Origin of the sequence: Meinhardsimonia xiamenensis (assembly GCF_900102905.1) — a bacterium.
Taxonomy (GTDB): Bacteria; Pseudomonadota; Alphaproteobacteria; order Rhodobacterales; family Rhodobacteraceae; genus Meinhardsimonia; species Meinhardsimonia xiamenensis.
This window is the reverse complement of sequence record NZ_FNFV01000002.1, coordinates 313,681-333,810: the sequence shown is the minus strand read 5'-3', so window position 1 is coordinate 333,810 and position 20,130 is coordinate 313,681. Positions and strand designations below refer to the sequence as shown.

Below are 20,130 nucleotides of genomic sequence, written 5' to 3'. Positions count from 1 at the left end.
GCTGAACCATGTTCGCTGATCTCCTGCGCCGGCTGACCGCCGCCGCACCCGCCCCGCTGCCCCCCGAGGACGAGCGGCTTGCGCTCGCCGCGCTTCTCGTGCGCATCGCCCGCGCCGACGGCGATTATGCGGAGGTCGAGCGCGAGCGCATCGACCGCATCCTTGCCACGCGCTATGGCCTCTCGCCCTTCGAGGCGCCGAAGCTGCGCGCCGAGGCGGAGGCGCTCGAGGCGGAGGCTCCCGACACGGTGCGCTTCACCCGCGCGATCAAGGACGCCGTGCCATACGAGGCGCGCGCGGGCGTGATCGAGGCCTTGTGGGAGGTGGTGCTGGCCGATGGCGTGCGCGAACATGAGGAAGATGCGCTCTTGCGCCTCGTCGCGCCGATGCTCGGCATCAATGACCGCGATTCCGCCCTTCTGCGCCAGAAGGTCGAGGCGCGGCGCGCATGATCGCCGCCCTGCCGATGTATGACTGGCCCGAGGAACGCGAGGCGGTCGATGCCTTGTGGCGGGCAATCGCGGAGGCGCTGCGCGCGCGAGGGATCGCCGCGCCCCAAGGCCTCACCCGGGGGCGCAACCTCTGGGAAATCTGGGAAGATGGACGCCTCCTGCTCGCCCAGACCTGCGGGTTGCCCTATCGCCAGCGCCTGCACGGGCGCGTGGGGCTGGTGGGCGTGTTCGACCACGCCCTGCCCGGCACGCCGCCGGGCCATTACTACAGCGTGATGGTGGCGCGCGCCGACGATCCGCGCGAGCGGCTTGCCGAGTTCGCCAGCGCCACGCTCGCATTCAACGGTTTCGACAGCCAGTCGGGCTGGGTCGCCGCGCATGAGGTGGCGAGCGCCGCGGGCATCAGGTTCCGGCGATTCCATCACTCCGGCGCGCATCGCGCCTCCGCCACAGCCGTGGCCGAGAGAGAGGCAGACATTGCCGCCATCGATGTCGTGACATGGCGACTTGTGGAGCGCCACCTGCCGCAGGTCGCCGCGCGGCTGCGGGTGATCGCGCGCAGCGCCCCCACCCCGGCGCTGCCGCTCATCACCGCGCCGGGGCGGCCGGTCGAGCCGATTTCGCAGGCGGTTGCCGAGGCGGTCGAAAGGCTTGAGCCGGGCCTTGGCGAACGGCTGTCGATCGCGGGTTTCACGCGTCTTCCCGCCAGCGCGTGGCTCGCGGTGCCGACGCCGCCCCTTCCAAGCCAGGCGGAGGCCGCGGCCTGAGCCTTTCCGCAACGGAAGGCTTGCCAGACGCGGTCCAGATTCGCATTGCAAGGCAGGGCTGTTTCGGCCCAACGTTGCCGATACGGCATATGCGAGGGGGAAACCACGTGCACGAGGCTGAGCCGCCGGTCATCGAGATCCGCGACCTGCACAAGAGCTACGGGCCGTTGGAAGTGCTCAAGGGCGTGGACATGGTCGCCGAGCGCGGCCATGTGGTCTCGCTCATCGGCTCGTCGGGGTCGGGCAAGTCCACGCTTCTGCGCTGCGCCAATCTTCTCGAGATCAGCCAGAAGGGCGAGATCATCTTCGAAGGCGAGCCGATACGCTGGAAGGGCGCGGGAGCAAGCCGCCGGCCGGCCGACCCCGAACAGGTGCGGCGCGTGCGCACCAACCTTGCCATGGTGTTCCAGCAGTTCAATCTGTGGTCGCACATGACCATTCTGCAGAATGTCATGGAGGCGCCGGTGCACGTGCTCAAGCGCGACCGCGCCGAGGTGGAGGCAGCCGCGCGCGCCTATCTCGAGAAGGTCGGCATCGCCGACAAGGCCGATGCCTACCCCGCCCAGCTTTCCGGCGGCCAGCAGCAGCGTGCCGCGATCGCGCGCGCGCTGTGCATGGAACCGCGCGCGCTTCTCTTCGATGAGCCGACATCGGCGCTTGACCCCGAGCTTGAGCAGGAGGTGGTGAAGGTCATCAAGGCGCTGGCAGAAGAGGGGCGCACGATGATCCTCGTCACCCACGACATGCGGCTGGCGGCGGACGTCTCCGATCACGTCGTCTTCCTGCATCTCGGCCGCATCGAGGAGGAAGGCCCGCCCGAAGCCGTCTTCGGCAACCCGCAAAGCGAGCGTCTGCGCCAGTTCCTCAGCCATACGCTTGTGTCGTGAGCGGCGGCGCGGCAGATTTGAAAACCATGAAGTGAAACCCAGGAGGGGGAGAAACCGATGCTGAAGAAACTGATCGCGGCGGCGACCGCACTGGCCATGGGCGCAGGCGTGGCGCTCGCCGCCAGTCACTCGATGACAGTGCGGATGGGCACCGAGGGCGCCTACCCGCCCTACAACTTCATCAACGACAAGGGCGAGGTTGACGGCTTCGAGCGCGAGCTGGGCGATGAGCTGTGCCGGCGCGCGAACCTCACCTGCGAGTGGGTGACCAACGATTGGGATTCGATCATCCCCAACCTCGTCTCGGGCAACTACGACACCATCATCGCGGGCATGTCGGTGACCGAGGAGCGCGACCAGGTGATCGACTTCACCGAGGAATACATCCCCGCCTCGCCCTCGGCCTATGTCAAGCTGGCCGGGCGCGATGTCGATCTCGAGAACGGGGTGATCGCCGCGCAGACCGGCACCATCCAGGCCAACTACGTCGCCAACTCCGGCGCCACGCTGGTGGAATACGCCACGCCCGACGAGACCATCGCCGCCGTTCGAAACGGCGAGGCCGATGCCGTGCTTGCGGACAAGGACTATCTCGCCCCGATCGTCGAGGAATCGAACGGCGAGCTTGAATTCGCCGGCGAGGTGCGCATCGGCGGAGGCGTGGCCATGGGCATCCGCGAATCCGACCAGGAGCTGAAGGAGAAGTTCAACGCCGCCATCCGCTCGATGAAGGAGGACGGCTCGCTGAACGCGCTCCTGAAGAAGTGGTTCGGGGACGAAGCGCCCCAGTGGTGATGAGTTGAAAGAAGATCGGGGGCGCCCGCGCCCCCGGTCACACGCCTCATGTTCTCCTTCTGCACCGATCCCCAGAGCCTTGACGGGCTGCCCTGGCTTGCCTGCTACCTGACGACGGGCAAGCACATGGCCTTCTACGCCTCCTTCGGGACGGTGCTGATACTGCTCGCCATCACCGCGCCGGTGGCGCTTGCCTTCGGCTTTCTCGGCGCCACCGCGGCGCGCGCGCGCTTCCGGCCGCTCGCGTGGCTTGGCAAGGGCTATATCGCCATCGTTCGCGGCGTGCCCGACATTGCCTTCTTCCTCTTCTTCGTGATCGCGCTGGACCAGGCCTTCGAGTGGATCCGCCACAAGATCAAATGCCCCGACTGGGATCAGCCGATCCGCCAGGGCAATGACTTCGTCGTCTGCCCCGCCGCCAAGCTGCCGCTCTCGACCTCGCCGCAGATCTGGCACGAGATCTACGGCTTCTTCCTTGCCGTTCTCACCTTCGCCATCGTCTATGGCGCCTTCTCGGCCAATGTCCTCTACGGCGCCATGCGCGCGGTGCCGAAGGCGCAGCTCGAGACCGCCGAGGCCTACGGCATGACCCCGCGCCAGACCTTCTGGCGCATTCTCGTGCCGCAGATGTGGATCTACGCGCTGCCGGGGCTGTCGAACCTGTGGATGATCCTCATCAAGGCCACGCCGCTTCTGTTCCTTCTGGGGGTTGAGGACATCGTCTACTGGGCGCGCGAGCTGGGGGCGGCAAAGCAGGCCCGCTTCTCCGACTATCCGCACGGCGACTGGCGGATGTGGTATTTCCTCGCGCTTCTGATCTTCTACCTCGCCTTCACCAAGCTCTCCGAGGTGGTGCTCGCGCGCGTCACCGCGCGGCTCAGCCACGGGCAGGCGACACTTGGCGGCACTGGCCGGAGTGCGGCGCCATGAGCTGCTGGGAGACCATCGCCGACTATGGCCTGCGCTCCATCGGCATCGGCGAGCGGCTCCTGCCGCGCTCGGACTTCACGCTGTGCCAGCAGTTCACGCTGATCGGCTCGGGGCTGATCTGGAACATCTATTTCGGCACCTTCGCGCTCCTCTTCGGCTTCTTCCTCGCCACCGCCCTCGCGGTGGGCAAGGCAGCCAAGAGCCCCTTCATCCGCAAGCCTAGCGAGTGGTTCATCTTCGTCTTCCGCGGCTCGCCGCTCTTCATCCAGTTCTTCTTCGCCTATTTCCTGTTTCTCAGCCTCAAGTCGGTGAGCCCCGTTTTCGATCCGTTCACGGCGGCATGGCTCGGCGCGCTGATCGTGCTGTTTCTCAACACCGCCGCCTATTCGGGCGAGATCTTCCACGGCGCGCTGATGAGCGTGCCGAAGGGCGAGGTGGAGGCGGCCGATGCCTTCGGCATGTCGGGCTTCACGAAGTTCCGCCGGGTGATCTGGCCGACGATGCTGCGGCTCGCCTGGCCGGCCTACACCAACGAGGCAATCTTCCTCTTTCACGCCACCACGCTCGTCTTCTTCTCGGGCTTTCCGGCCTGGCAGCAGCGCGGGGATGCACTCTATTACGCCAGCTATTTTGCCGACAAGACATTCAACCCATTCGTGCCCTACCCCATTCTGGCGGGCTATTTCATCCTGCTGACGCTTGCCATCATCGGCGTTTTCGGCCTTGTGAACCGCCGCCTCAATCGCCACCTTCCCGACGCGCAGAAGGGCCGGATGAAGTTCCGCCCGAACGTCATCAGGTAAACCCATGAGCTGGCTCGACGACCACCCCGAGGTAGAAAGCCTGCGTGTTGTTGCGGCCGACCTGAACGGTCAGGCGCGCGGAAAGCGGGTGCCCCGCCAACACGCGCGAGACGTTCTGGAAAACGGGGCGCGTTTTCCGCTCTCGGTGATGAACCTCGACATCACCGGCGCCGACATCGAGGACAGCCCGCTTGTCTTTGCCACCGGTGACGCCGACGGGGTGCTGCGCCCCACCGGCCGCGGGCCGTTGCCCATACCCTGGCTCGAGACGCCGGCCGCGCTGCAGCAGGTGTGGATGTTCACCGACGAGGGCGCGCCCTTCGCCGGCGACCCCCGTCAGGCCCTCGCACGGGTGCTCGAGCGCTATGCCGCCCGCGGGCTCACGCCGGTGGTGGCAACCGAGATGGAGTTCTACCTCATCGACGACTCGGGCGGGGTGCCGACGGTGCCGAAGAGCCCACGCTCGGGCAAGCGCCGGCCGATCGCGGCGATCCTGTCGATGCAGGCGCTCGATGCCTTCGACAGCTTCTTCAACGCGGTCTATGCGGGCTGCAAGGCCATGGAGATTCCGGCCGACGCGGCAATTTCCGAGGCCGGGCCCGGTCAGTTCGAGATCAACCTCAAGCACCAGGCCGATGCGCTGAGGGCTGCCGACGACGCCTGGCTTTTCAAGCTGCTGCTCAAGGGCCTCGCGCGCCGTCACGGCTTTGCCGGCAGCTTCATGGCCAAGCCCTATGCCGGCCAGCCGGGCTCCGGCATGCATGTGCATTTCTCGGTGCTGGACAGCGCCGGGCGCAACATCTTCGACAACGGCAGGCCGGAAGGCTCGGATGCGCTGCGGCATGCCGTGGCCGGCTGCCTCGCGGCGATTCCGGCATCAACGCTGATCTTTGCCCCGCACGCCAATTCCTACGAGCGGCTGGTGCCGGGCGCGCATGCTCCCACGGGCATCTCGTGGGCCTACGAAAACCGCACGGCGGCGCTGCGCATCCCCGGCGGCGCACCGGCCGCCCGGCGCATCGAGCACCGCGTCGCGGGCTCCGACACCAACCCATACCTGGTGATCGCCGCCATCCTCGGTGCCGCGCTCGCGGGTATCGAGGCCGGGGCCGAGCCCCCTGCCCCGATCACCGGCAACGCCTACGCCGCTGACCTGCCGCAGGTGCCCGCAAGCTGGGAAGAGGCGCTGGCTCTGTTTGAGAAGGACGAGGGCATGACCGCCATCTTCGGCGCGGAGCTTCAGCGAAACCTCGTTCTGACCAAGCGGCAGGAAATGCGGCTGGGCGAACGGTTTACCCCCGAAGAGCTCCGCGACATATGCCTTGACGCGGTGTGAGCGGCGTCTTGCGGACGCGCCACGCTGCGCCTAGCTTGGTCCAAGAGCCGCGTTTTCAGTAGCGTCAGCAATGCACATCGGCATCCTTCAGACCGGCCACGCGCCCGAGCCACTGATCCCCGAGCATGGTGACTATGGGGAGTTGTTTCCCCGGCTGTTGGCCGGGCGCGGCTTCACCTTTTCCACCTGGAGCGTGGTTGACGGAGACTTTCCCGAATCGGTGCATGACGCGGAGGGGTGGCTTCTGACCGGCTCGCGCCATGGCGCCTACGACGATCTGCCGTGGATCCCGCCGCTCGAGGAGTTCATCCGCAAGGCCTATGCGGCGGGTGTGCCATTGGTGGGCATCTGCTTTGGCCACCAGATCATCGCCCAGGCCCTCGGCGGCAAGGTGGAAAAGCACCCCGGCGGATGGATCATCGGTCGGCAGGAGTATGACTTCTCCAACGGGCTCGGGCGGCTCGCGCTCAATGCCTGGCATCAGGATCAGGTGGTGGAGCTGCCCGAGGGCGCCCAGGTGGTGGCCTCACATCCCGGCTGCCCCTATGCGGCGCTAGCCTATGAGGGAGACCGGGCCTATACCATCCAGCCGCATCCCGAATTCGACGCGCGCTTCATCGAGGGGCTCATGCGCACGCGCGGCCCCGGCAATGTGCCCGAGCCGTTGCTCGAGGCGGCCGAGGCCGAGCTTGGCAAGCCCGTCGATCAGGCCAGATTCGCCGACAGCATCGCCGAGTTCTTCCACCGCGCGAAGAACCGGCAGGACATGGCAGCGTCAGGCTGAGAAGCGGCGCCCATGAACCTTCTCGACGCCAACGACCGCCCGGGCGCCTACCCCGAGAGCTGGTATGCCGCAAGCGCGGTGCTGCCCGCGCCGCGCCCCCGGCTCGAGGACAGCCTGAATGCGGAAATCTGCGTGATCGGCGGGGGTTACACCGGGCTTTCGGCGGCACTGCATCTGGCCCGGCGCGACCATGATGTGGTGCTGATCGAGGCGCAGCGGGTGGGCTTCGGGGCCTCGGGACGCAACGGCGGGCAGGTGGGTTCGGGCCAGCGGCTTGACCAGATCGAACTCGAGCGCCGCCTCGGGGCGGACGATGCGCGCAAGCTCTGGCAGCTGGGCGAGGACGCCAAGGCGTTGGTACGCGGGCTCGTTGACGAGCTCGGAATTGATGCGCGCTGGCGGCCCGGCGTGGCGCATGTGGACGAACGCGCCTCGGGTGTGACCCATGCCCATGCTCTGGCCGAAAAGCTCGCCCGCGATTACGGCTACGAAAAGGTCGAACCCCTCGACGAACAGGCGGTGCGGGCGCTGATCGGTTCGCGCCGTTTTCGCGGCGGGCTCATCGACTGGGGCGCGGGGCACATCCACCCCTTGCGCTTCGCGCTGGGGCTTGCGCAAGGGGCCGAAGCGGCGGGTGCGCGCCTCTTCGAGCGCACGCGCGCGCTGAGGATCTCCGAGCGCGACGGCCGCCGGGTCGTCACCTGCGACGGCGGCGAAATCTCTGCCGAGCATGTGGTGGTGGCCGCCAACGGCTATCTCGGCGGGCTTGAGCCGCATGTTGCCCGGCGGGTGATGCCGATCAACAACTTCATCGTCGCCACCGAGCCCTTGGGGGAGCGGGCACAGGAGATCCTTGCCCGCGACATCGCCGTGGCCGACGGGCGCTTCGTGGTCAGCTACTGGCGGCTCAGCGAAGATGGCCGGCTTCTCTTCGGCGGCGGCGAGAGCTATGGCTACCGCTTCCCCGCCGACATCGCCGCGATCGTGCGCAAGCCGATGCTCCGCATCTACCCACAGCTCGCCGGGACACGGATCGATTACGCCTGGGGCGGAACGCTCGCCATCACCCGCACGCGCCTTCCCGCCTTCTTCTGCCCGCGCCCCGCCGTCTGGTCAGCCTCGGGCTACTCGGGGCACGGGGTGGCGCTGGCGACACTTGCCGGACGCATCCTTGCCGATGCCATCGAGGGCGAGGATGCCGCATTCCGGCTCATGGGGCAGGTGTTGCCCCCGCCCTTTCCGGGCGGGCGGGCGCTACGCTCGCCGCTTCTGGCGCTGGCAATGGGCTGGTTCGGGCTGCGCGACCGGCTCGGGATCTGACCCGGCGCGAGCGCAAGCGGCACCGCAAGGCGCAAAGCGCGCTACTGCCCCAGCTTGGCGAGCTTTTCCTGGAGTTCGGCAAGCTGCTTCTTGATCTCGTCGAGATCCTCGGCACTCGCCGACGCGCCTTCGCGCTTCTCCCCCTGCTTCGACGCCTTGCCCCAGGCGGCGAGCCCACCGGTCATGGCCTCGAGAAACGCCTTCTGCTGCGCCTGCATCGCCTCGAAGCCCGGCACGGCCCGCAGAGGGTTCATGGAGTTCATGTTCTCCATGAGCTTCGACTGGCTCTCGCGCAGCATCTCGAAGGAGGCGGCCAGAAACTGCGGCACGATCGACTGCACCTCGGTGGTGTAGCTGCGCACCAGGTCGGTAAGCACATTGATCGGCAGCACGTTCTCGCCGCGGCTCTCGTGCTCGGCGATGATCTGTAGCAGGTATTGTCGCGTCAGGTCATCGCCGGTCTTGAGGTCGATGATCTTCACGTCGCGCCCTTCGCGGATGAAGCGGGCGATATCGTCGAGCGTGACATAGTCGCTGGTCTCGGTGTTGTAGAGCCGGCGGCTTGCATAGCGCTTGATGAGAAGCGGCTCGGACGTCTGTGCCACCTGTGATCCTCCCCATGGATCCTGTGCCCGCGGCCGACCTGGGGCAAACCGCAATCGCCCCGTTGTCGCAGCGCAGAAAAAGCCTAAGGGAGCGCGGCAGAAAAGAAAAGGGCGAGCCCGCTTCCGGGCTCGCCAATTCGACCGTCCTTCAGGGAGGAGGGAGGAGAAATCGACGGTCGGTCGTTCCTGTCTTGCTCAGCGGCTCACTTGACCGGAGCAGCGGCCTTCTTCGCGGCCTTGGTCACCTCTTCGGTAGCCTTGCGGACCGCGGCCGAAGCGTCCTCCGACAGATCCTTGCCAGCCGCCAGCATCAGCTCGACGGTCTCCATCTGCACCTTCTTGGCCACCTCGACGAAGGCGGCGAGCGACTCGGCGGTCATCTCCGCCTGCGCCGCGGCAAAGTCGGTCAGGGCCTTGGTGTAGTCGGCCGGATCTTCCTTGACGGCGGTCACTTCGGCGAGCTTCGCGAGCGTGTCGCGCGTCCACTTGGTGGAGATCTCGGCGGACTTGTCCGCCGCCTCGAGAGCCACCTTGGAAAGCTTCTCGCCGAGCGTCGCCTGAGTCTTGAAGGCATCCTGCATCGCGCTCATGTCCACCGGGAACGCGCCCATCAGGTCCTTCATGATCTTGGTGTAATCCTGGGTCTTCGCAGCCATCTTCGTCACTCCAATCCGCGGGCCACCCCGCATGTCTCGCTTCTGCAGCATATATGCATGCTGCATCGCGGCATTGCAAGAGGAATTTGCTGCAGCGCAGCAAAAATTTTCAGTGCTCGCCCTGCTCGGCGCTTCGCGCCAGCACATAGGAGCCCGGCGCCTTGCCCAGCGTGGGATGACCTGCATCGCCCGGCTGGCGCGCGGGAATCATCCGTCCAGAGCGGCGCGCAAGCCACTTTTCCCAATCCGGCCACCACGAGCCCTCATGGAACTGCGCGTGCGCCAGCCACTCCTCCGGCGTCTCGTGAAGTTCGGGGTTGAGGTAATGGCCGTACTTCCTCTTCGTGGGCGGATTGACGATCCCGGCGATATGGCCTGATTCGGAAAGGATGAAGGTCTTCGAGCGGCTGCCCATCTGCCGGATGCCGTTGTAGCTCGCCTTCCAGCCGGCAATGTGGTCGGTCTCGCAGGCCACGGCACAGAGCGGCACGTGCACATCCCTGATCGAGAGCTTCTCGCCGAGGATCTCGAGCTCGCCCTTGGCGAAGCGGTTCTCCTGGCACAGCCAGCGCAGATACTCGATGGTCATGCGCGCGGGCAGGTTGGTGCCGTCACCGTTCCAGTAGAGCAGATCGAAGGCCGGCGGCGTCTCGCCCAGCATGTAGCTGCGGATCGCAGGCGCATAGACAAGGTCGGTGGAGCGCAGGAAGGAGAAGGTGCGCGCCATGTAGAAGGCGCGCAGAATGCCTTCGCGCTTCACCTCGCGCTCGATGCCGTCAACGAAATCGTCGGTCAGGAAAACCGCGAATTCCCCCTGATCCTCGAAATCGGTGAGCGTGGTGAAGAAGGTGGCCGAGCGGATCGACTTGTCGCCGCGCTTGTGCATGAGGGCCAGCGTCAACGCCAGGGTGGTGCCGGCGATGCAGTAGCCCACGGCGTTGACCTGCTCCTCGCCGGTGATCGCCTTCACCTCGCGAATCGCGGTCATGTACCCCTCCTCGATGTAGGTATCGAGCCCGACATCGGCGTAGGAAGGGTCGGGGTTCTTCCAGCTCACGACAAACAGCGTGTAGCCCTGATCCACGATCCAGCGGATCAGCGAGTTCTCGGGCTTGAGGTCAAGGATGTAGAACTTGTTGATCCAGGGCGGGAAGATGATGAGCGGGGTCTTGTGCACCGTCTCGGTGCGCGGGGTGTACTGAATGAGCTCGAACATCCGGTTGCGGTAGACCACCTCGCCATCGGTGGTCGCGAGGTTCTCGCCCACGCGGAAGGCATCCTTGTCTGCAAGCGTGACCAGTAGATCGCCCTCGTTGGCCTCGATGTCGCGCACGAGGTTCTCGAGCCCGCGCACCAGCGACTCGCCCTCCGTCTCGATCGCGCGCTGCAGCGCCTCGGGATTTGTGCCGAGGAAGTTCGCCGGGTTGAACATCTCGAGGATCTGACGGGTGAAGTACTCCACCCGCTTGCGCTCCTTCGGATCCAGACCCTGCATGTCGGCGATGGCGTTCTCCACCGCCACGGTGTTGAGGAGATACTGCTGGCGCAGGTAGTTGAAATAGGGGTGCTTGTGCCACAGCTCGCCCTGAAAGCGGCGATCCTCGCGGCGGCGCAGCTCCTCTTCCTCTTCCTCGTCCTCGATCTCGAGCTTGCCCTGCAAGAGCCGCTGCTGCGCCTCGAGGTAATGCTTGAGCGACTTGCCCCAGTAGGAAACCTGATGCTCGAGGATCTTGGCCGGGTTCGACATCATGCCCGCCACATAGGCCGCGGCCGCCTTCATGAAGAGCTCCGAGCTCGGCGCCTCGAGCGCGGGCTCTGGCGGTTTCTTGCGCGACAACGCCGCCACCAGCCGCTTCGACAATTCGTCCAGCTTCGCCAGATTGGCGTTGAGCCTTTCGAGCGACTCCGGCAATTGTCTTTCCTCGGTTGTCATGTTTCCGTTTCCAAACTAGATTTCGCATCCGCAGAATAGCGGCTGCGGCCTTTCAATGAAAGGGCGCGGCTGGTTGACCGTGCCACCCGGCATGGCGCGGAACGGCAAGGACGGGCAGCATGCGCTACATGGCCACCTATGATCTGATGGAGACGGTGCGCAACACCAACCAGTGGCTGGGCGCGACTGCCCAGGCCATCGGCTCCTATCCCTGGACGGGGCTCATGCCCACGCCCTTCTTCCGCCTTCTTGCCGCATGGGGCGAGGTGACCGAGCGGAGTTTCTCGCGCATGGTCGCCAAACCCGATTGGGGCATCACCTCGGTTCTGGCCGAGGACGGGCGCGACCACCTCGTCGCGGTCGAGCCGGTGGTGATGAAAGCCTTCGGGGATCTCGTCCACTTCAAGGCGATCGGTCGGCCCGAGCGCGCGCGCAAGGTCATGCTCGTTGCGCCCATGTCGGGGCATTACGCGACGCTCCTGCGCTCGACCGTGGCGAGCCTGCTGCCCGACTGCGAGGTCTATGTCACCGACTGGCACAATGCCCGCGACATTCCCGTAAGCGCAGGCAAGTTCGACATCGAGGACTACACCCTTTACCTCGTGGAGTTCATGCGCCACCTCGGCCCTGACATCCATGTGATCGCCGTCTGCCAGCCCGCGCCGCTGGCGCTTGCCGCCACCGCTTGGCTGGCGGAGCGCGAGCCGGCCGCGCAGCCGCGCACCCTCACGCTGATAGGTGGGCCCATCGACCCTGACGCCGCCCCCACCGAAGTCACCGACTTCGGCAGGCGCGTGACCATGGGCCAGCTCGAGGAGATGGTCATTCAGCAGGTCGGGTTCAAATACGCCGGAGCCGGGCGCATGGTCTATCCCGGTCTCCTGCAGCTTGCCTCCTTCATGTCGATGAACGCCGACCGCCACGGCGAGGCTTTCCTCAACCAGATCCTGCGCGTGGCCAAGGGCGAGGCGAGCGATCACGACAAGCACAACCGATTCTATGACGAGTACCTCGCGGTGATGGACATGACGGCGGAATTCTATCTTTCCACCGTCGAGCGCATCTTCAAGCGCCGCGAGATTGCCCGCAACGCCTTCACCATCCGCGGCGAGCCCGTGAACATCGGCGCCATCACCGACGTGGCGGTGAAGATCGTCGAGGGCGAGAAGGACGACATTTCCGCCCCCGGCCAGTGCCTTGCAGCGCTCGACCTTCTCACCGGCCTGCCGGAAGAGAAGAAGGCCCACCACCTCGAGCCCGGCGCGGGACATTACGGCATCTTCGCCGGACGCTCGTGGCGCGACAACATCCGCCCGCTGGTGCTCGGATTCATCGACGCCAACGGCGGCCCTCGCGGTGTCAGGCCAGAACCCGGCCCGCGGGCGCAAGAAGCCAGCGACGCAGAAGCGCGGTCACGAGACGCGGGCGCTCCAGCGTAGGCAGGTGCCCCGCGCCGGGGATCACCTCAAGACGTGCAAGCGGCATGAGCTGGGCGATGAACTCGTGCCGACGCAGCGGATAGAGACGGTCTTCCTCGCCGCAGATCACCAACGCAGGCGTGCGCGCGCGGCGCAGCGTGGCCTGCTGATCGGGGCGTCGCTGCAGGGCGCGTGATTGCGCGACGAAGACCTCGGGGCCCAGATCGAGCGCCATTCTCATCACCGTTTCGGCAAGCTGCCGACCCTGGGCGTCGAGCGCCGCGGCGGGCAACCCCATCTCCTCGCGGATGACCTCCGCCAGCCGCCCGGTGCGCGCGCGGATGATGCGCGGCTCGCGCGCCGCGGCGACCGAGGCAAGTTCGGCCTGCGCGCTCGTGTCCATCAGGCACAGCCGCGTGACCCGGTCGCGTGACTGGGCGAGCGCCTCCATCGCCACCATCCCGCCAAGCCCGAGCCCGGCCACCGCAAAGCGGGGCGGCGCGGCCTCGAGCAGGTTGCGCGCCAGCCGGGCAATGGAGTCGCCGCCCGTCATCGGCATCACCATCACCGGCACCTCGCGGGAAAGCGCCTCGATCTGGGGCGCGAAGAGGCGCGCGTCGCTCATCATGTCCGGCAGGAGCACGAGGGGTTCGGCGCCCATGCCTCAGCGCCTCCCTCGAAAACGGACGGCAGGGCGAGACATGCTGGCTCTTGTCATGATCGAACCTTCGGGGAGCAGAGCCGGGATTGCCGGCCGCTCCCCTCCGAAACCCCCGGACTGCACATTTTGTTCAATCATCGGACTCGATTTGACCTGAAAACGACCGGAGAACATCGCAATCGTGATTTCTTGGCAAGACCGCGAGAGGTCCGTGCAGACCTTCGACACTCCGGCTTTGCTGCACCATTGCAATCTGCATGTCCGCTCCTCAGTCGGCGGTCCATCCGCCATCGACGAGGATGGACGTTCCGGTGACCAGTGCCGCGGCATCCGAGGCGAGCCAGACCACCGCGCCCATGATGTCCTCCACCTCGCCAGCGCGGCCGAGTTTGATCTTCTGCTCGATCCAGCGAAGCTTCGCGGAATCGGCGAGCGTCGCTTCGGTCAACGACGTGCGAATGAAGGTGGGGCAGAGCGTGTTGACGCGAATGCCGAGCGGCCCCCATTCGATGGCCATGGCCTTGGTCATCCCCTCCACCGCATGCTTTGAGGCGCAGTAGACGGCGCGATCGGCCCCGCCGACATGGCCCATCTGGCTCGAGACCTGGATGATCGAGCCCTTGATGTGCGCCGTCACCATCCCGCGCGCCGCCTCCTGCGCGAGGAAGTAGGCCGCGCGCGCGTTCACCGCCATGACCATGTCATAATCCTCCGGGTCGGTCTCGAGCGCGGGCGTGTGCCGCGCGATGCCGGCGGAATTGACGAGAATGTGGAACGGCCCATGCTCGGCGAAGAGGCGCCGCACCGCGGGGAGATCGGTGACATCAAGCTCGGCACCCTCGGCGACCATTCCCCGCGCGCGCATTTCCTCCACCGCCGCCTCGCGCTCGGCGCGCCCGCGGGAGGCGATCAGCACCTCCGCCCCCGCCTCGGCCAGCGCCACCGCCGCGCCAAGCCCGATGCCGCGGGAGCCGCCGGTGACCAGAGCGCGGCGGCCATCGAGGCGGAAGGATGGGGTGCGGGGAAGCTTCATCGGTCGTCTCCTTTCTGTGGTTCGGCGCGCGCCGAGACCGTCACCTACGGCGCTACAACCGAACGCCACCACTCAAGGATGGTCCGGACCAAGAGCGGCGTCGTCTCGGGCGCGAGGATGTCCCCGGCAATGACGTGATAGGAACCGCCTGCCCCGCCGGGCGGGCTCAGCTCGACAAGGCGGACAGGCCCGCCCCAGCGGCCGGCGACCTCCTTCACCCTGTCCGGCCGGATCACCTGATCGCGCTCGGAATAGACGAAGAGCGCGGGCACGCGGGCGCGGGAATAGTCCTGCCGGAGGGCATGATCGACAAGCGCCATGAGCGGGATGGCCGCGACGGTGGGGTAGCGCGTTGTCCAGTGCGCCGCCTGTTCGGCGTTTGCCGGCTCCCAGCTCCGCTCGCGCCCGGTGAGAAGCGGCGCCCAGAGGCGGGCGAAGGGCAGCAGCGCGAGCCGCGCGGCCTTGTCCTGCACCCCGAAATTCGGCGAAACGAAGACGATGCCGGCGATGGCATCCGAGAGCCCGGGCTCAAGGGCGGCGAGCGCGGCGAGCGTCCCGCCGGTGGAGGTGCCGATGACAAGCACCCTCTCCCCCACCGCGCGCGCCACGGCAAGCGCGGCCCGCATGTCGGCAATCCAGTCGCCCGCGCGCGGCTCGGCCAGCGCCGCGCCACCGCGCCCGTGGCCCGAAAGGCGGTAGTGCACGAGATTGGCGCCGAGCGCCTCGGCCACCAGCTCGGGCACCGGCCTGAGCTCCGCCGGGCTTGCCGAGAAGCCGTGCAGATAGAGCACCGCGACCGGCGCGCGCGCGCGCCGTTCTCCGGCCCAGAGAATGGCCGAGCCGTCGCCGGGCCGGATGTCGTCATGGGCCGCCTCGCGCGCGGCAAGCCATCCCTCGGGGTCGGCGGCAATGGCGGCATAGTCGGGGTGAAGGCCGGTCTCGACCGGCTCGCGCGGGCCGAAGGCGAGAAGCAGGGCGACGACAAGCGCCAGCGCCGCCAGAGCCCAGAGCACGGCCCGCCTCATGCCCCGCGCCCGGCGCGCGCCGTCACTTCGTGGATGGCGGTCTCGATCAACTCAAGGCAGTCGGGGTCTGAAAAACGGTGATCGGCGCCCTTCACCAGCGTCAGCCGCATGTCGGCGCAGTCGGCATGATCGAGAAGCTTCAGAGGCACCTCGAGCGGCACCGCCTCATCCTCCGTTCCCTGCAGCAGCCGCACCGGGAAGGGCAGGCCGAGCGGCCGGCGCAGGACGAGATGCCTGCGGCCTTCCTCGATCAGCCGGCGGGTGATGATGTAGGGGCCGTCCTCATAGTCGGAGGGGATGGCGATCTGCCCCTTTTCCACGAGTTCGGCGCGCTGGGCCTCGTCAAATCCGGCCCAGAAGCCGTCTTCGGTGAAATCCGGTGCGGCGGCGATGCCGACGAGGCCGGCCACGCGCGCCGGACCCAGCCTTTCGCTCGCCAGAATCGCGATCCAGCCACCCATGGAGGAGCCGACGAGAATCTGCGGGCCTTGCGTCAACGCCTCGATGGCGGCCACCGCATCCTCGGCCCAGTCGCCGATGCAGCCTTCTTCGAAACGGCCCGACGAGGCGCCGTGACCGGAATAGTCGAACCGCAGGAAGGCGCGGCCGCGCGCCCGCGCCCAGGCCTCGAGATGGAGCGCCTTGGTGCCGGTCATGTCCGAGCGGAAGCCGCCGAGAAACACCACCCCCGGCCCCGCCCCTTCGCTTTTGTGATAGGCGATGCGCCGGCCCTGCGGCGTGTCGAGAAATGCGGGCGCGCTCATGCCTCAACTCTCCTTCTGCTCCTGCCCTTCCCAGTTTGCCGTGAAAGCACCGCACTCTTCCAGCCCGATCTGCGCCGACCGAGGAGCGCGTCATGCGGAACACCGAAACCAATGCCGCCCCTGTCCCGCCCGGCCGTCGGGCCGGGCATGCGCCCGCCCGCCCCCAAGGCGGCCGCATGCCCGCGCGACAGATGTCGCCGCGCAAACCACACCCCTGCCCCCTTCACGTTGACACCGCGGCCCGTCTGCCCCAATTGGGGCCGGACAACCACATACCCGCAACCGGGCGTTCCGTGGGCGCCAGACCGACGAGGAGAGCCGCCATGGCCGAGACGATCACCCTGACCTTTCCCGATGGCGCGAGCCGCACGTATCCGCGCGGGGTGACGGCGGCCGAGGTGGCGGCGTCGATCTCCAACTCGCTGGCAAAGAAGGCGATCTCGGCCGAGGTGGACGGTCGGCACTGGGACCTGCAGTGGCCGATCGAGGAGGATGCGTCCATTCGCATCTTCACCATGGCCGATGACGAACCGGCGCTCGAGCTCATCCGCCACGACCTTGCCCATATCATGGCCCGGGCGGTGCAGGAGATCTGGCCCGAGACCAAGGTCACCATCGGCCCGGTCATCGACAAGGGCTGGTATTACGACTTCGATCGCGCCGAGCCCTTCACACCCGAGGACCTGGGCCGCATCGAGACGCGGATGCGCGAGATCATCGCCGCCCGCGATCCGGTGCGCACCGAGGTCTGGGAGCGCGCGCGCGCCATAGCCTACTACCGGGACAATGACGAGCCCTACAAGGTGGAGCTTGTCGAGGCGATCCCCGAGGGCGAGCCGATCCGCATGTACTGGCACGGGCACTGGCAGGATCTCTGCCGCGGTCCGCATCTGCAGCACACCGGGCAGGTGCCTGCAGATGCGTTCAAGCTGATGCGCGTGGCCGGCGCCTACTGGCGCGGCGACAGCTCGCGCCCCATGCTCCAGCGCATCTACGGCGTGGGCTTCAAGACGCGACAGGATCTCAAGGCCTATCTGAACTTCCTCGAGGAGGCCGAGCGGCGCGACCATCGCCGCCTCGGCCGCGAGATGGATCTCTTCCACTTCCAGGAGGAGGCGCCGGGCCAGGTGTTCTGGCACCCCGCCGGCTGGACCATCTACACCACGCTGCAGGACTACATGCGCCGCCAGCAGCACCGCGGCGGCTATGTCGAGGTGAACACCCCACAGGTGGTCGACCGCAAGCTGTGGGAGGCTTCGGGCCACTGGGAGAAATACCAGGAGCACATGTTCATCGTCGAGGTGGACGAGGAGCACGCCCGCGAGAAGACGGTGAATGCGCTCAAGCCGATGAACTGCCCCTGCCATGTGCAGATCTTCAATCAGGGCCTGAAGAGCTACCGCGACCTGCCGCTCCGCATGGCCGAGTTCGGCGCCTGCAACCGCTACGAGCCTTCGGGCGCGCTGCATGGGCTCATGCGCGTGCGCGGCTTCACCCAGGATGACGCGCACATCTTCTGCACCGAGGCGCAGATCGAGAGCGAGACCAAGCGCTTCATCGGGTTCCTCTCCGAGGTCTACCGCGATCTCGGCTTCGAGGAATTCCGGGTGAAATTCTCCGACCGCCCCGAGATGCGCGCGGGCTCCGACGAGGTGTGGGACAAGGCCGAAGCCGCGCTGAGAGCCGCGACCGAGGCGGCGGGCTATGACTTCGAGCTCAACCCCGGCGAGGGCGCCTTCTATGGCCCGAAGCTCGAATTCGTGCTGACGGATGCCATCGGGCGCGACTGGCAGTGCGGCACGCTGCAGGTGGATTTCGTGCTGCCCGAGCGGCTCGATGCCAGCTACATCGGGCCTGACGGTGCGCGCCACCGGCCAGTGATGCTGCACCGCGCCACGCTCGGCTCCTTCGAGCGCTTCATCGGCATCCTCATCGAGGAGCACGCGGGCCGCCTGCCCTTCTGGCTTGCCCCCCGGCAGGTGGTGGTCGCCTCCATCGTCTCGGACGCCGACAACTACGTGCATGAGGTGGTGACCGCACTGAAGGCGCGCGGGATCCGCGCCGAGGCCGACATCCGCAACGAGAAGATCAACTACAAGGTGCGCGAGCACTCGCTGAGGAAAGTGCCGGTGATCCTCGCCCTCGGCCAGCGCGAGGTGGAGGAGCGCACCGTCTCCGTCCGCCGGCTGGGCGAGAAGCAGACCCGCGTCGCCCCGCTTGCCGAGATCGTGGAGCAACTGGCCACCGAAGCCTTGCCGCCCGATCTGGCGCGCGAGCGGGCAGCCGCGCATACCGCCTGAGGCGCGGGCCTCAGGCGAGCCCCAGCGCCGCCTGCGTCTCGGGCGTCCAGCCCAGAAGCAGGCGGCCGTCATCCGTCTCGATCAGCGGACGCTTCATCAGCGCGGGATGGGCGCGCAGAAGCTCGCGTGCCGGGCGCGCGCGTTCCTCCTGCCCCAGCGCGCGCCAGGTGGTCGAGCGGCGGTTGACGAGCGCCTCGCCATACTGCTCGAGGGCACGGTCGAGGACGGCCTCGTCAATCGGGGCCTCGCGAATGTCGATGAGATCGGCATCCACTCCCGCCGCGGCCAGCGCCTTGACCGCCCTGCGGCAGCTGTCGCAGCTCCTGAGCCCGAAAATTCTCACTTTTTTCCCTCCGGTGGTGCAATTTCCGCCCGTGACGCACGATTTGCCCTTGCCAACGGGCCCGATCGCCCCCATTCTCCTGCCCGTGACGACGGACTTTCCCAGGACGACCGCTTCCTTCTAGGGGGCAGCCGAAAGACTTGGAAGACCCGGCTGCACCGGCCCGCCGCAATACCGTGGGCGGGAAACATGAGAAGGAGAAGCGGCATGCCCAGCGGCACCGTGAAATGGTTCAATTCCACCAAGGGTTATGGTTTCATCGCGCCCGATGATGGCGGCAAGGATGTCTTCGTGCACATCTCCGCCGTCGAGCGCGCCGGGATGACCAGCCTGCAGGAAAACCAGAAGGTCAACTACGAGGTCCGCGAGGGGCGCGATGGGCGCAGCTCGGCGAGCGATCTCGAGATGGCCAACTGATCCCGCTTCATCAAGCGATGAAAAGGAGCGGCGCGCCGGAGACCGGCGCGCCGCTTCTCTTTTGTCGGGTCTGGCGCCTTACTGCTTTTCCCACCAGAACGGCTGATAGCCCGCCCCGTGCTTGTAGGGATAGACAATCACTTCCCGCCCGTCGGGGTAGACGTAGTGGCGCATCGTGAGGTTTTCCGTGGGCCAAGGCGCATTGGCGCAACAGCCGGGCCGCGGCGCGAAGACGCCAGTGTATTTGCCGGACGTCTCCACCCGGTCGCCGGCCAGCTCGGCCAAAGCCTGCCCCGCCGACAGCGCCAGACCCGCGAGCAACAGGGCGGCAAATTTCCTGAAAAACATGCCTTCCCCCAGAATTGCGACCACCACAGTCGGCAGGATCTTGCCTCTCCGATGTCGAATCTAGTGCAAACTCCCAACGGGATCAGAGAAGAACGCGGAAGCGGCGTGTTCTTCCGGTCTGAACAGTCCGCGAAACAAGAAACGGCCCGGCCCCCGAAACGTGGGAACCGGGCCGCGGGACGTGAAGACTCTCGGTAACTAGCCGGCGTCAGTCGCGGATATAGTAGCCCTCGCCGGATCCCTTGCCGGTGGCCACATAACGCCCCCGAAACGTGCCCTGCTTCCGCTCCGCGTAGCCGACGCGGTTGGGTGTGCCGCAGCTGACGACCCCACCGATCACCACCGGTTGCAGCCCCGCAGGGCAATGGTTGGCCTCGGAAGGATACGCCCAGATCGGCACCTCGTCCGTTGCGGGAGCGAATTCGCCGAGCGGCATGTCATTCCAGGCCATGGCCGACGCGCTGGAAAGGACGAAAAACAGCAGCGCGCCCAAAACCCGTCCGGGCATGATCCCCTCCTCTGCTTCCTCGGCTTGCCCCGAGGTTCAGCGAAT

At 66.9% G+C, this 20,130-nt stretch carries 22 protein-coding genes; 12 read left to right on the top strand and 10 right to left on the bottom strand.

Features of this window, described 5'->3' with window-relative positions:
* Positions 1-8: 8 nt before the first annotated feature.
* From BLQ14_RS05525 to BLQ14_RS05485, 9 genes are all read left to right on the top strand, one after another.
* Positions 9-452, top strand: coding sequence for a tellurite resistance TerB family protein (locus BLQ14_RS05525; RefSeq protein WP_092499044.1), 444 nt, complete (start codon positions 9-11; stop codon positions 450-452).
* Positions 449-1,219 (top strand): phosphate/phosphite/phosphonate ABC transporter substrate-binding protein, encoded by a 771-nt coding sequence (locus BLQ14_RS05520; protein WP_092499043.1) that lies wholly within the window; start codon positions 449-451, stop codon positions 1,217-1,219. Before BLQ14_RS05525 ends, BLQ14_RS05520 begins: the two co-directional genes overlap by 4 nt.
* Positions 1,220-1,326: 107 nt before the next feature.
* Positions 1,327-2,106 (top strand): ABC transporter ATP-binding protein, encoded by a 780-nt coding sequence (locus tag BLQ14_RS05515; protein ID WP_281220839.1) that lies wholly within the window; start codon positions 1,327-1,329, stop codon positions 2,104-2,106.
* Positions 2,107-2,166: 60 nt separating this feature from the next.
* Positions 2,167-2,901, top strand: a complete 735-nt coding sequence (locus BLQ14_RS05510) for a transporter substrate-binding domain-containing protein (protein ID WP_092499460.1) — start codon at positions 2,167-2,169, stop codon at positions 2,899-2,901.
* A 48-nt stretch (positions 2,902-2,949) separates the two neighbouring features.
* Complete coding sequence (locus BLQ14_RS05505; protein WP_092499041.1) at positions 2,950-3,831, top strand: ABC transporter permease; 882 nt, start codon at positions 2,950-2,952, stop codon at positions 3,829-3,831.
* Positions 3,828-4,634, top strand: coding sequence for an ABC transporter permease (locus BLQ14_RS05500; protein WP_092499039.1), 807 nt, complete (start codon positions 3,828-3,830; stop codon positions 4,632-4,634). Before BLQ14_RS05505 ends, BLQ14_RS05500 begins: the two co-directional genes overlap by 4 nt.
* 4 nt (positions 4,635-4,638) lie before the next feature.
* Positions 4,639-5,970: a glutamine synthetase family protein gene (locus tag BLQ14_RS05495; protein ID WP_092499037.1), complete on the top strand. Its 1,332-nt coding sequence runs from the start codon at positions 4,639-4,641 to the stop codon at positions 5,968-5,970.
* A 70-nt stretch (positions 5,971-6,040) separates the two neighbouring features.
* Positions 6,041-6,754 (top strand): type 1 glutamine amidotransferase, encoded by a 714-nt coding sequence (locus BLQ14_RS05490; RefSeq protein WP_092499036.1) that lies wholly within the window; start codon positions 6,041-6,043, stop codon positions 6,752-6,754.
* Positions 6,755-6,766: 12 nt separating this feature from the next.
* Positions 6,767-8,074 carry an NAD(P)/FAD-dependent oxidoreductase gene (locus tag BLQ14_RS05485; RefSeq protein WP_092499034.1) on the top strand — a complete coding sequence of 436 codons (1,308 nt, stop codon included), beginning with the start codon at positions 6,767-6,769 and terminating at the stop codon, positions 8,072-8,074.
* A 41-nt stretch (positions 8,075-8,115) separates the two neighbouring features.
* On the opposite strand, the gene phaR is transcribed toward BLQ14_RS05485, so the two are convergent.
* The 3 genes from phaR to BLQ14_RS05470 form a co-directional block, all read right to left on the bottom strand.
* Positions 8,116-8,679, bottom strand: a complete 564-nt coding sequence (phaR, locus tag BLQ14_RS05480) for a polyhydroxyalkanoate synthesis repressor PhaR (RefSeq protein WP_092499033.1) — start codon at positions 8,677-8,679, stop codon at positions 8,116-8,118.
* Positions 8,680-8,882: 203 nt separating this feature from the next.
* Positions 8,883-9,335 carry a Phasin gene (locus tag BLQ14_RS05475; protein WP_092499458.1) on the bottom strand — a complete coding sequence of 151 codons (453 nt, stop codon included), beginning with the start codon at positions 9,333-9,335 and terminating at the stop codon, positions 8,883-8,885.
* Positions 9,336-9,444: 109 nt separating this feature from the next.
* The gene (locus BLQ14_RS05470; protein WP_092499031.1) at positions 9,445-11,268 is read right to left on the bottom strand and encodes a PHA/PHB synthase family protein; all 1,824 of its coding nucleotides are present in this window, start codon (positions 11,266-11,268) and stop codon (positions 9,445-9,447) included.
* A gap of 119 nt (positions 11,269-11,387) precedes the next feature.
* On the opposite strand from BLQ14_RS05470, the gene phaZ reads away from it, so the two are divergent.
* Complete coding sequence (phaZ, locus tag BLQ14_RS05465; RefSeq protein WP_092499029.1) at positions 11,388-12,707, top strand: polyhydroxyalkanoate depolymerase; 1,320 nt, start codon at positions 11,388-11,390, stop codon at positions 12,705-12,707.
* Here phaZ and BLQ14_RS05460 read toward each other — a convergent pair.
* The 4 genes from BLQ14_RS05460 to BLQ14_RS05445 all read right to left on the bottom strand — a co-directional run bounded on the left by BLQ14_RS05460 (position 12,628) and on the right by BLQ14_RS05445 (position 16,169).
* Positions 12,628-13,347 (bottom strand): alpha/beta fold hydrolase, encoded by a 720-nt coding sequence (locus tag BLQ14_RS05460; protein WP_092499027.1) that lies wholly within the window; start codon positions 13,345-13,347, stop codon positions 12,628-12,630. The genes phaZ and BLQ14_RS05460 overlap by 80 nt on opposite strands.
* Before the next feature lie 268 nt (positions 13,348-13,615).
* Positions 13,616-14,380 (bottom strand): SDR family NAD(P)-dependent oxidoreductase, encoded by a 765-nt coding sequence (locus BLQ14_RS05455; RefSeq protein WP_092499026.1) that lies wholly within the window; start codon positions 14,378-14,380, stop codon positions 13,616-13,618.
* A 44-nt stretch (positions 14,381-14,424) separates the two neighbouring features.
* Positions 14,425-15,405, bottom strand: coding sequence for an alpha/beta hydrolase (locus tag BLQ14_RS05450; protein ID WP_092499024.1), 981 nt, complete (start codon positions 15,403-15,405; stop codon positions 14,425-14,427).
* Entirely contained in the window at positions 15,402-16,169 is a 768-nt protein-coding gene (locus BLQ14_RS05445; protein ID WP_092499023.1) for an alpha/beta hydrolase, read from the bottom strand. The genes BLQ14_RS05450 and BLQ14_RS05445 overlap by 4 nt, the downstream gene beginning before the upstream one ends.
* Positions 16,170-16,492: 323 nt before the next feature.
* Here BLQ14_RS05445 and thrS point away from each other — a divergent pair, with 323 nt between their 5' ends.
* Complete coding sequence (thrS, locus tag BLQ14_RS05440; protein ID WP_092499019.1) at positions 16,493-18,469, top strand: threonine--tRNA ligase; 1,977 nt, start codon at positions 16,493-16,495, stop codon at positions 18,467-18,469.
* Between the two features lie 10 nt (positions 18,470-18,479).
* On the opposite strand, the gene BLQ14_RS05435 is transcribed toward thrS, so the two are convergent.
* The gene (locus BLQ14_RS05435; protein ID WP_092499018.1) at positions 18,480-18,812 is read right to left on the bottom strand and encodes an arsenate reductase family protein; all 333 of its coding nucleotides are present in this window, start codon (positions 18,810-18,812) and stop codon (positions 18,480-18,482) included.
* Positions 18,813-19,019: 207 nt separating this feature from the next.
* On the opposite strand from BLQ14_RS05435, the gene BLQ14_RS05430 reads away from it, so the two are divergent.
* A complete protein-coding gene (locus BLQ14_RS05430) occupies positions 19,020-19,229 on the top strand; it encodes a cold-shock protein (RefSeq protein ID WP_092499016.1) in 210 nt (69 codons plus the stop codon).
* Between the two features lie 78 nt (positions 19,230-19,307).
* On the opposite strand, the gene BLQ14_RS05425 is transcribed toward BLQ14_RS05430, so the two are convergent.
* Together BLQ14_RS05425 and BLQ14_RS05420 are read right to left on the bottom strand one after the other, a co-directional pair.
* Positions 19,308-19,577, bottom strand: coding sequence for a hypothetical protein (locus tag BLQ14_RS05425; protein ID WP_092499014.1), 270 nt, complete (start codon positions 19,575-19,577; stop codon positions 19,308-19,310).
* Between the two features lie 208 nt (positions 19,578-19,785).
* The gene (locus tag BLQ14_RS05420) at positions 19,786-20,085 is read right to left on the bottom strand and encodes a hypothetical protein (protein ID WP_106176383.1); all 300 of its coding nucleotides are present in this window, start codon (positions 20,083-20,085) and stop codon (positions 19,786-19,788) included.
* Positions 20,086-20,130 lie beyond the last annotated feature (45 nt).

Bases quoted from the DNA above. Each gene is read 5' to 3' on its own strand.
- BLQ14_RS05460 (WP_092499027.1), bottom strand. From the start codon at position 13,347: ATGGGCGCCGAACCCCTCGTGCTCCTGCCGGACATGATGAGCGACGCG.
- BLQ14_RS05495 (WP_092499037.1), top strand. From the start codon at position 4,639: ATGAGCTGGCTCGACGACCACCCCGAGGTAGAAAGCCTGCGTGTTGTT.
- BLQ14_RS05445 (WP_092499023.1), bottom strand. From the start codon at position 16,169: ATGAGCGCGCCCGCATTTCTCGACACGCCGCAGGGCCGGCGCATCGCC.
- BLQ14_RS05470 (WP_092499031.1), bottom strand. From the start codon at position 11,268: ATGACAACCGAGGAAAGACAATTGCCGGAGTCGCTCGAAAGGCTCAAC.
- BLQ14_RS05490 (WP_092499036.1), top strand. From the start codon at position 6,041: ATGCACATCGGCATCCTTCAGACCGGCCACGCGCCCGAGCCACTGATC.
- BLQ14_RS05420 (WP_106176383.1), bottom strand. From the start codon at position 20,085: ATGCCCGGACGGGTTTTGGGCGCGCTGCTGTTTTTCGTCCTTTCCAGC.
- phaZ (WP_092499029.1), top strand. From the start codon at position 11,388: ATGCGCTACATGGCCACCTATGATCTGATGGAGACGGTGCGCAACACC.
- BLQ14_RS05475 (WP_092499458.1), bottom strand. From the start codon at position 9,335: ATGGCTGCGAAGACCCAGGATTACACCAAGATCATGAAGGACCTGATG.
- BLQ14_RS05425 (WP_092499014.1), bottom strand. From the start codon at position 19,577: ATGTTTTTCAGGAAATTTGCCGCCCTGTTGCTCGCGGGTCTGGCGCTG.
- BLQ14_RS05430 (WP_092499016.1), top strand. From the start codon at position 19,020: ATGCCCAGCGGCACCGTGAAATGGTTCAATTCCACCAAGGGTTATGGT.
- BLQ14_RS05505 (WP_092499041.1), top strand. From the start codon at position 2,950: ATGTTCTCCTTCTGCACCGATCCCCAGAGCCTTGACGGGCTGCCCTGG.
- BLQ14_RS05500 (WP_092499039.1), top strand. From the start codon at position 3,828: ATGAGCTGCTGGGAGACCATCGCCGACTATGGCCTGCGCTCCATCGGC.
- thrS (WP_092499019.1), top strand. From the start codon at position 16,493: ATGGCCGAGACGATCACCCTGACCTTTCCCGATGGCGCGAGCCGCACG.
- BLQ14_RS05455 (WP_092499026.1), bottom strand. From the start codon at position 14,380: ATGAAGCTTCCCCGCACCCCATCCTTCCGCCTCGATGGCCGCCGCGCT.
- BLQ14_RS05525 (WP_092499044.1), top strand. From the start codon at position 9: ATGTTCGCTGATCTCCTGCGCCGGCTGACCGCCGCCGCACCCGCCCCG.
- BLQ14_RS05485 (WP_092499034.1), top strand. From the start codon at position 6,767: ATGAACCTTCTCGACGCCAACGACCGCCCGGGCGCCTACCCCGAGAGC.
- BLQ14_RS05520 (WP_092499043.1), top strand. From the start codon at position 449: ATGATCGCCGCCCTGCCGATGTATGACTGGCCCGAGGAACGCGAGGCG.
- BLQ14_RS05450 (WP_092499024.1), bottom strand. From the start codon at position 15,405: ATGAGGCGGGCCGTGCTCTGGGCTCTGGCGGCGCTGGCGCTTGTCGTC.